Source organism: Flavobacterium sp., from assembly GCF_028712645.1.
GTDB lineage: Bacteria > Bacteroidota > Bacteroidia > Flavobacteriales > Flavobacteriaceae > Flavobacterium.
The window spans coordinates 1-10,206 of the sequence record NZ_JAQTPQ010000130.1 but is presented as its reverse complement, the minus strand read 5'-3'; the positions used below and the strand labels follow the sequence as shown (position 1 = coordinate 10,206).

At 36.4% G+C, this 10,206-nt stretch carries 6 protein-coding genes; 2 read left to right on the top strand and 4 right to left on the bottom strand.

What is annotated here, in order from left to right; all coding sequences use genetic code 11:
* Positions 1-15 precede the first annotated feature (15 nt).
* Both PHC28_RS10945 and PHC28_RS10940 read right to left on the bottom strand, forming a co-directional pair.
* Positions 16-1,440 carry a RagB/SusD family nutrient uptake outer membrane protein gene (locus tag PHC28_RS10945; protein ID WP_300100043.1) on the bottom strand — a complete coding sequence of 475 codons (1,425 nt, stop codon included), beginning with the start codon at positions 1,438-1,440 and terminating at the stop codon, positions 16-18.
* A gap of 18 nt (positions 1,441-1,458) precedes the next feature.
* Entirely contained in the window at positions 1,459-4,464 is a 3,006-nt protein-coding gene (locus PHC28_RS10940) for a SusC/RagA family TonB-linked outer membrane protein (RefSeq protein ID WP_300100040.1), read from the bottom strand.
* A 719-nt stretch (positions 4,465-5,183) separates the two neighbouring features.
* Here PHC28_RS10940 and PHC28_RS10935 point away from each other — a divergent pair.
* Positions 5,184-5,345, top strand: coding sequence for a hypothetical protein (locus tag PHC28_RS10935; protein WP_300100037.1), 162 nt, complete (start codon positions 5,184-5,186; stop codon positions 5,343-5,345).
* A 214-nt stretch (positions 5,346-5,559) separates the two neighbouring features.
* Here the strand turns inward: PHC28_RS10935 and PHC28_RS10930 are convergent, their stop codons facing one another.
* On the bottom strand, positions 5,560-6,198 hold the full coding sequence (locus PHC28_RS10930; protein WP_300100034.1) for a hypothetical protein: 639 nt from the start codon (positions 6,196-6,198) through the stop codon (positions 5,560-5,562).
* A complete protein-coding gene (locus PHC28_RS10925; protein WP_300100031.1) occupies positions 6,188-6,742 on the bottom strand; it encodes a hypothetical protein in 555 nt (184 codons plus the stop codon). Before PHC28_RS10925 ends, PHC28_RS10930 begins: the two co-directional genes overlap by 11 nt.
* Before the next feature lie 573 nt (positions 6,743-7,315).
* Between PHC28_RS10925 and PHC28_RS10920 the strand changes: the two genes are divergently transcribed.
* Complete coding sequence (locus PHC28_RS10920; RefSeq protein WP_300100028.1) at positions 7,316-8,545, top strand: ATP-binding protein; 1,230 nt, start codon at positions 7,316-7,318, stop codon at positions 8,543-8,545.
* Positions 8,546-10,206: the final 1,661 nt, after the last annotated feature.

Here is a 10,206-nt window from a genome sequence, read left to right as displayed (position 1 = left end):
TTAAAGTTTCCATCTTTAATATCCGAAATTTTGAGGTTGTAAATTTGGATTGACTGCTAATTCCGTTGCAGGAATTGGCCAAAGCTTGTCTTTGGCATCCCAACCCAACTTAACACCTGAAAGCGTACTGTCTAATTTATTAGTTCTTTTTAAGTCAAAGAATCGATGACCGAATTCCGTAAAAAATTCGAGTCTTCGTTCTTGTAAAACAGCCTCTAAAATTTCGTTTGTTGTGGTTGCCGTTGTATTAGCTAATCCTGCTTGGTTTCGTATTGTATTTAAATCCTGAGCAGCACCGACTGCATCATTTAGATGTGCTTTGGCTTCTGCTCTGATGAGGTATTGTTCGGCTAAACGCAATACAATGGAATATTCCAATGAGGTAGTTGTATTTTGGAATTCTTTGTATTTATAGGCGTGATACCAAGTATTTGTTCCGTTTGAAACCGCTTTTGTCCAAAAGCTTTTGCGCAAATCTCCCGCCGAAAAAGCATTCATTAAACTGGGACTTAATGCAGTAAGGGGTGGAGGACCAGCTGTGAAAATGAATGTTTCCCCTTCAAAAGTATTTTTTCCCTTAACAGACGGCATCAATTGCCAAATAGTGGTGGTACTTTGTTTTAAAAACACTTTATTCAAAGTTGTCCATTGGTACAATGCTGTTTTATTGATCACTTTAGTGGCATTTTCTGCGGCTTCTTTCCAATTTTCGGAATATAAATCTACCCTCGCCAGTAATGCGATTGCCGCATATTTGTTAGGGCGAACTTTTTCGGTACTAATGTAACTTTCTGGTAATAATTCAATAGCTTGTGCTAAATCGGTTTTAATTTTGTCATACACTTCCATTTGAGGAATTCGTTTTGGGGAACTGTTTTGTTTGTAGTCAGTTGTAGTTATAAAAGGGATGTCACCAAAAAGATTCGTCAAGTAGAAATGGATTAAAGCCCTAACAAATAATGCTTCTCCCGTAAGTTGGTTACGGTCTGATGTTGGTAATGCTACGGCATTTTTAACTCCTTCCAAGACACTATTTGCACAGTAGATTTGATTGTAACTACTATTCCAAACCCCAGAAATATTGCTATTTGTGGCTACTAGTGCATTATTGTAAAAGTCGATTGACACGCTAGCCGTTGTACCATAACAGGTAAGTTCATCTGTATAGTTCCCCAATTGATTGGAGATCCCCGAGGAAGTTCCCGTGAGCAAGCCGTTGTCCCTGATTTTGTTGTAAATGTCAACCATAGCCGCATTGGCGGTTGCTTTGTCTTCAAAAACCGCTGAGGAAGTTAATTGCGAATTAGGCAAGTCCACTTCCACAAAGCTGTCGCAGCTGTTCAAGAAACAAGTTTGCAGTATCAGTAAGAGTATCCATTTTTTGTTGTGCGACCTATTTGTAAATAAGTGCAAAGGGATTGTATAATTTATGATTTTCATTTTTGAAATTTTTAGTGGTTAGAAATTCAATAGAATACCTGCAGTTACTACTTTTAGTGGGGGCAAATAACCCGCGGATCTAAATTCAGGATCGGCACCCTTGTAGGGTGTGAATAAAAGTAAATTCTGGCCTTGCATATAAATTTTGCATTGAAGTTCTTTTATCCATTGTTTAGGAATATCATAGGAAAGTGCAATGTTTTTTAGTCGAACAAAAGAGGCATCGCTTACTGCTGCATTACTAGAAATGTATTTGTAATAAGCTTCAACCACATCATTATTTACTCCAGAGGAATAGTGTTGGTATGGGCTCGTATCACCTGGCTTTTGCCAGCTGTCAGATGCATAGACCGACTGATTTACAAATGCACCGGGAAGTCCCGCTATATAAGCCCAATTGTAATTTTCTTGTTTGACAAATTGGAACAAGAAGTCCAATTGCCATCCCTTGTACTCCAAATGATTTTGTAAACCACCAAAGTATTTTGGACTAAAATCCCGAATGGTTTGCGAGTCGTCGGGATAGGTAATTACTCCATCTTTATTTACATCTTCGAAGCTGTAAATTCCTGTTTGTTGGTTTAAACCTGTATTGTTATACAATTTTTGAATGTTTATGGATTGTCCAACAACATATTGATTGGCATAGGTGGAACTCTCCAATCCAGGGAATGAAATGAGTTTGTTATTGGGTACTGTTAAATTGAAATTTGTCGTCCAATTGAATTGATGAGTTTGAATATTTGTTGTTCGCAATGTGATTTCTAGTCCAGTGTTTTGTACGGTAGCATCCAAATTGGCTTGTAGTGAACTAAAACCTGTTGTGGCAGGCAATGGAATTCCAACGAGTTGGTTTGAGGATTGGTTGTTGTACCAAGCCCAAGTGAAGAAGATGCGGTCTTCAAGAAAGCCTGTTTCTAAGGCAATCTCCATCTTAGTGTTGGTTTCCCATCCGTAATCGGGATTGAAAAGGCGGGTGGGTTGTAATCCAACGGCCCCTTGATAACTACTGCCCGATGAACTGTAGGTATCCATAAATTGATAATCGCCAATTTGGTCGTTTCCTGTTGTACCATAACTAGCTCTCAGTTTACCGAAACTCAAAAAGGAAGTTTTATTTTTTAGAAATTGTTCTTTGGAAAATATCCAAGCAGCGCCTAGAGCGCCAAAAGTGGCGAATTGCTTGCCTGATCCAAAACGGCTTGAACCATCCCTTCTTCCTGTTGCATTCAAGATGTATTTATCCTGCCAATTCCAGTTGATTCGGCCAAAAAAAGCTTGGTATTTATAACGGGTTTCTTGATTATTGAGCACTGTTATGGTTGTAGCCGATGCCAAATCATAAATAAGACTATTGCTTGTAAATCCTCTACCTTTTATAATTAAATGGTCACTGTTTTGGTTCAAGAAGGTACTGCCCAACAGGACATCCACATTTGATTTTCCAAATTCTTTTTTCCAGTTGATTTGAGGTTCGATGATCCAAGATTGTCTCTTAGCGTTGTTGACCAAAATGGACGAATTTTTACTGGTGATATTGTAGGCCGGATTGTTTAAGGTAGATGGTGTTGTGCGGCTTTCATTATATTGTAAGTTGGTATATCCAAAACTAGATTTTATTTCTAAGTTTTTGAATAGTTGGTAGGACAAAAGGGTGTTGGCTACCATATCACCAGTTTTGGAATTGAATTTTCCTTCCAGATTAGCCAATGGATTATCCCAAGTATTGTTTTCCCAATTCAGCTTGCCTTGGTCATCATACAAAGCCGGGGCGTTTGGAGCCAACGACATAGCCATTAACGTGAAATCAGTCCAAGGCTGGTCGTTGTCCTGATTGGTATAATTACCAGAAAAGTTCAATTTGAATTTTTTGTTTTCGGATATGTGATTGATGTTGGAGTGGAAGGACGCTTTTTTATAGATGAAATCACCTGGGAAAACAGTAGTTTCAGAATGGTAGGTTCCGCTCAATAAAAACTGGGTTTGTTCATTTCCACCTGAAACGGAAGTTTGGACACCCGTAATTTCAGCAGTACCGCCAATGAGTTCTTTTTGCCAATCGGTATTTCGAGTTTGATCCCAAGTACCATTGACGTCATACTCGTAGTCGGGGTATTGTGTAATCCCATCATTGGCAAAAGCCTGACGCCGCATTGCCAAATACTGCTCTGTATTCATCAGCTTCATCGTTTGTGTCACCTGTCCCGAACCTTTAGATGCATTGACAGTAAACTGGGTTTTGCCTTGTTTCCCTTTTTTTGTACTAATAAGCACCACACCGTTTGCCCCACGGGAGCCATAAATGGCGGTGGCATCGGCATCTTTCAAGACTTCGATACTTTGAATGTCGTCAGGGTTAATGCTGTTAATTGGGCTACCATCACCCGGCATATTGGTCGAAATTTGAGAATAACTTAAGGCTTGTGAAGCATAAGGAACGCCGTCGATTATGTATAGTGGTTCGTTTCCTTCGGAGCGTAAACTATTGATACCTCGAATTTGGATATTGAAACCGCCACCGGGAACACCTGTTTCCTGTGTAATATTTACACCCGCCATACGTCCTTGCATAGCAGCCAATACATTTGTGACAGGTTGTTTATCTATATCCTTTGCAGTAATTTTTGAAATATTTCCAGTGCTTTCACTTTCTTTGGTGGAGTAATATCCTGCATTGATGATGACCTCTTTGAGGTTGGTGGCGTCTTCTTGTAATTGCACATTGATTATGGAACGATTTGAAACAGGAATTTCGATAGTTTTATATCCCAAAAAGGAAAAAATAAGAATATCACTTGATGTTGCTGATAGGGAATAGTTTCCCTTTTCATCTGTGAGTGTTCCGGAGGATTTGCTTTTTATTACTATTGTAACTCCGGGTAAAACTCCGTTGCCATCTTTGACAGTTCCGGTTATTGTCTTGTTTTGGGCATAAACTACTGAAAGGCAGCACAGGAAAAAAAGATAGTACAATTTGGGTAGTTCTAAGACTACCCAAGGCTTGAAGAGTGAATTTTTATTCATACTTTTGGTTGGGTTTAATGAAACATTGGTTTTGTTGGCTTTGGTCCTCTATTCGTCCGCCAAGAAGAGTTAGAGGGCCTTTTTTTTGAGTCGTTTTCTGTTGACCGTTTTTCGTTTATCGTCCATCGTTTATCGAACAACGAACAACGAACAACGATTTTTTACTTCATAGGCATTTTAATTTAAAGGGTTTTTAAATAGGAAAGCCCACCGCCGTTGCTTGTTGCAGCCAAACGCGGGCAGTGTCTTTCCAGACTAATTCATTAAGCTAATTGTGTTTTTTGCGAAGTCTAAATAAAAGATGCAGTGCCAAGAATTGAAGAGAGAAACCAAAGGGAAATAAAAATGGCATGGAACTCATCTTATATTGCATAGGAAGTACTGGCGGTACCCTTACCACAAATAAGTGAGCCCACGCCATGGGACGTGAGCATCGTACTTATCATCTCGTGGTATTTAAAAACGCCAGTTTTCCTATACGAGATTCAAAGCGAATGCTTCAAATATTTTATATTGAAGAATCGCAAAATTAATAAAATCCTACTTAAGGATCTTTTTAATAATTCAAATATATGAAAAAAATCACAAAATTGTCAAATTTGACAATTTTTTTCTTCTGATTATCTCAATTTCACATAGTGAAAGAGATTAGGAAAAAATATTATATAGCATTTGGCCAAAATTTACAAAAGCTAATGGAAAATTATAACAAAGACGTTATGACTGTAGCTTCTATTGGAAAGATTGAGCCTAAAGGCGTATATAGAGTTTTAAATGGAGAACACGGAGCTTCCTTAGGGACTATAATTTCATTAGCAAAAGGATTAGAAATTGAACCTAAAGAATTATTTGATTTTGAATTTTTTCTAGATAAAGGATAATATAAAATTTATACAATACCACGAAAAAAAGATGCCAAAAGCATCTTTTTTTTTGCTTGTCAATTTCGAATTAAAATTTGTCAAATCGGGAGTAACTGATTTTAAATACTACAAAAAGGGAATACCCATTTTATCTTTGAAGGATGGAATGGTATGAAATAATAGGATTTGTAATATTATGGTTTGTGGGGGATTTTAATAGAATTTGTTAATCTTAAATGTTATAATACGATTTCGTTAATGCTGATTGATTGCCTAATAAAACTAAACAGTCTTTATTTGACTGGAGCTCCATTCCTACCAGTACTTCGTCGCCACCTCCTTCAAACAATAAGTTAATCTGATTGTCAAAATAATCCATCATTTCGTCATAAGATGTTTGTAAAGACTTTTCAGTATTTAAAAATTCTTTAATGCAATAGTTTTCACAAGCAGTGTATAAATGATAAAACTCATCATATGTAGCAAGAGCATCATCAATAAATCCAATAAAAGAATTGCATCCTTTTGTTAATAAAAGAGGTCCAAGATTTTTTGCACTTCTACAAGTTGCTGAAAAAACTAACGAGTTAGAGAAATTGTGTGCATTTGTTGCATTTACATAGGCACCGCAGTTATGCATTACCATTTCGTCTTCATTACCATGGGAGATACCAACGAAGATTGAAGGTTTTTGATTAAATGCACTCAACAAATCACTAATATGTTCTATGTTGCAAGTCATACCATCCACGGAATTTGTAGTTACATAATTCAATAGCGAAACATTGTCAGTAATATCTTGATAGCTAGTTTCAAAATATTCCCCTAACTCAAAATCATTATCATCGTAAACAATAATTTTATTTATCATCTAATTTCAATTTTTGGCGACTAAATAGTTCAATGGCTAATTTTAATAGATTTCTCTCGAATTGTAAACCAATCGACGTTTCTTTTCTTATGCTCTCTAAAATATCATTCATTGAATAAGCTTGGCCATCCCGAGTTTTAAGAATTATTTGTTCTCTTTTTTCAACAGGATGCCTCATTATCCAATCTTCAATAACGGCATCAACCCTAACATTAAGAGTTGAAAGTGCATCATCCACTAATTCAATAATTTTTCTATAATCCTGAGTAAAACTCTCAAGTTTAAATAAATCCTTATTGATAAGCATTTTAAGAGTTTCACTATTGATTTCAGAAATTTTGCTTACAGTGATTAGGATTATATAAACCAAAGATGTGTTTTCCCTGATTGCACTAAAAACTTTTATACCATCTATTTCATTACCATCAAAGTTTTTATCTAATAAGACAACCATTTTATTTCCAAGATTGGAAAGTACGTAATCCAACCCTTGCTGTGAATGTTGAAATAAAATAACATTTCCAAATCCATACTTTATTCTCATTTAACCATTATAGGTGAAGTCTCCTCTATGTTATCATGTATTACGACAACTTTTGTTGGTACTATCTCATTCATTTTTTTATTGATTAAAAGGTAATGTGATTTTAAATGTAGCTCCAAATTCTCCAAATTCACTATCGATTACTTCGATTTGCCCGATCGCTCGGAAATGCAGTAAATATCGTTGTATGTTAGCGCGGAAATTTTTTCCGTGCCCACTCCAATAGGTAACTAAGATAAACACCCATCTGTGTCATCCGTGTCCCAATACCCTCAACCGACAACCATTCCCCGCAACCTTTCGGGATGGAATACAATAAGGTCTCACTGCTATTAAAGACACTAGGGTTTATTGCAGTAAAATCAAAATAAAATGCTCTAAGTTTACGTCTGCAAAAAGGTCTGATGTTCGTCCATTTTTGCAAACAAGAACTTAAAACAAGGAGTAATTACGTTTATTTAGAAGACTTTATTCAATAATTTCACGATAGCTTATGAAAGATTTAGATAAATATAAATTATCAAAACTTGCATTTTTTACTTCTTTTGATAATTTATTTTTTATATTTGCTTTATGGACAATTACACAAACCGCAAAGAATACATTGAAAAACTACTGGCTTACAAAGACAAAGACCTTATAAAAGTAGTAAGTGGTTTACGTAGGTCAGGCAAAAGTACACTACTGGAACTTTATCGCGAGTTATTACTAAAGCAAGGTGTTGGTAAACGGCAAATTCAGTTCTACAACTTTGAGTTGCCTGAAAATTATTTGAACAAAACCTGGGACGACATTTATTTTGAAATAAAAAAGAAACTGCAAGCTGATAAGCCCAACTATATTTTTTTAGACGAGGTACAAAATATTCCGCTTTTTGAAAAATTAGTGGATGGACTTTTTGCTACTGAAAACACCGACATTTACATAACAGGCTCCAATGCATTTTTATTGAGTAGTGAGTTGGCAACTTTATTGAGCGGTCGCTACATCGAAATTTCTATTTTACCTTTTTCGTTTAAAGAATACTTAACGGCACGGAACATCGATACGAGTAACAAATACCTTAATTATGAAGCCTTATTTTTTGATTATGTAAACGAAACATCATTGCCCAAAGGTGTAGCATTGCGAGAAGAAGGTTTCGATAAAATATACGAATATTTGGAAGCCATTTACACAACAATAATTGAAAAAGACATTACGCAACGCCACCAAATAAACGACAAACGGGCTTTTAGCAACATTGTGAAATTTATAGCCTCAAACATTGGCAATTCGCTTTCCCCAAGCAATATTTCAAAAACCTTGAAGCAAGACAAACAAAGCATACATCACGCTACTGTAGAAAAGTATTTAGAATATTTAGTGGCAAGTTTTGTGTTTTATAAAGTAAATCGATTCGATTTAAAAGGTAAAAAACAACTCGCCACACAAGAAAAATATTATTTGGTAGACACGGGATTACTGAACATTTTAGCAGGTAAAGAACGAACCACCGACAGAGGACATATCTTGGAAAATGTGGTTTACCTCGAATTGCTTCGCAGAGGCAATAAAATTTGGACAGGTACAACACGTAATACTGAAGTGGATTTTGTGTGCAAATCTCCAACAGGCGACATCGAATACTATCAAGTAGCTTGGCAAATGACAAATGAAAACACCCTTGAACGTGAGTTTGGCGCATTGGAAAAAATCAAAGACAACTACCCAAAATATTTACTTACGACAGATTCTTTTACCCAAAACAGAAGTGGAGTAAAACATTTAAATGTTTTTAGCTGGTTGCTTGAAACAAACTAAAAAAAAAGAAAAACAACAACTTCCATTTTTGAGACGGATGAAAATAATGCTTACTTTTTGTGTATTCTTCTCATTCATTCACTTGCAAATTCCATCTTAGACTCCCAAGATGAACTAAGAAAACACGAAGATAATGCTCTTAAAATCAATGAAATGAAAGGTGTAAATCGCTATCTTAGTCTCTCTATCTCTCAATTGGGAGACAAAGAAAGAGAAGTCATAAGAGCAAGGATTAATACTACAATTAAAAAGGGTCACCCACTTGTGCTCGTCTTTGACGAGTGCCTACTTAAATTAAAAGTTGAATCGTAGCGCTTCCAATCGCGGTTTTTTACTTACCCATGTGTCATCCGTGTCCCAACACCCCAACCCTCAACAGAAAAATCTGCGCAAATCTGTGGACAAAATCTTCTCTTACCATATTCCCAAAGACTAAATAATTCCTTAAAGCCACATCTATAGATGGGGAGAAAAATCTGTGTAATTCTATTTACAAAAACAAATCTGTGCAACCTGCGGTCAAAAACCATATCCTACTATCACTCCCAAAAGATTAAATTAAACCTTTAAGCCACATCTATAGATGGGGCAGAGAAAAATCCGTGTAATTCTATTTACAAAAATAAATCCGTGACAATCTGTGCAATCCGCGGCTAAAAAACTCCTCCTAGCAAATCAAATCCCCAAGCTTAAATAATTCCTTAAAGCCACATCTTTAGATGGGGTAGACATAAATCCGTTCTGCAAATCGCCACACCATCAACACTAAAAAAAATAAAAATCCGTGTCATCCGTGTCTCACTACTCACAACGTACAACTCCAAATAAAAAACCAGACCTTTCGATCTGGCTTTTCTTTCGTTTAATCCTTGGCACTTCAAACAAGGATTAAACTACTTTTTGTGCTTCTTGAGGAGGCTTTTAAGTGCCATCGACACAATAAAACTGGCAGTCGCCCCAATAGAAGCCAATACAACAGTTTTTAAAACATCTTCCGAATGTAAATTCGGTAATACACTCAAAAACGTGCCTCCTGCTGTACCCATAAGGGTATGATTACTGCTCGTCACCCCGTTCGCGCAGAATTGCATTCTGTGCCCATTCCAATGAGCAATACGAGCATTTACAACAACTTTCTTAATAATAGGTTGTTGTAGTAGTGATGAAACCCGTTCGCGCAGAATTGCATTCTGTGCCCATTCCAATGAGCAATACGAGCATTTACAACAACTTTCTTAATAATAGGTGAAGAATTCTTTTTCAACAAAATAATCTGCGCAAATGGGTGCAATCTGCGGTCAAAAAAACGCCTTACGCATTCAGCTCCTCAAATATTAAATAATCTATAAAACCACATCTTAAGATGGAGCATAACATCCGCGTCAATTCACTCACCCCTCAACTAAAAATGACATCCGTGCTCATCCATATAAATCCGTGTCATCCGTGTCCCAAAAACGCCTTATGTATTCAGCTCCCCAAAGACTAAATAATTCCTTAAAGCCACATCTTTAGATGGGGGTAGACATAAATACGTTCTGCAAATCGCCACACCATCAACACTAAAAAAAATAAAAATCCGTGTCATCCGTGTCTCACTACTCACAACGTACAACTCCAAATAAAAAACCAGACCTTTCGATCTGGCTTTTCTTTCGTTT

Bases quoted from the DNA above. Each gene is read 5' to 3' on its own strand.
- PHC28_RS10945 (WP_300100043.1), bottom strand. From the start codon at position 1,440: ATGAAAATCATAAATTATACAATCCCTTTGCACTTATTTACAAATAGG.
- PHC28_RS10940 (WP_300100040.1), bottom strand. From the start codon at position 4,464: ATGAATAAAAATTCACTCTTCAAGCCTTGGGTAGTCTTAGAACTACCC.
- PHC28_RS10935 (WP_300100037.1), top strand. From the start codon at position 5,184: ATGACTGTAGCTTCTATTGGAAAGATTGAGCCTAAAGGCGTATATAGA.
- PHC28_RS10930 (WP_300100034.1), bottom strand. From the start codon at position 6,198: ATGATAAATAAAATTATTGTTTACGATGATAATGATTTTGAGTTAGGG.
- PHC28_RS10925 (WP_300100031.1), bottom strand. From the start codon at position 6,742: ATGAGAATAAAGTATGGATTTGGAAATGTTATTTTATTTCAACATTCA.
- PHC28_RS10920 (WP_300100028.1), top strand. From the start codon at position 7,316: ATGGACAATTACACAAACCGCAAAGAATACATTGAAAAACTACTGGCT.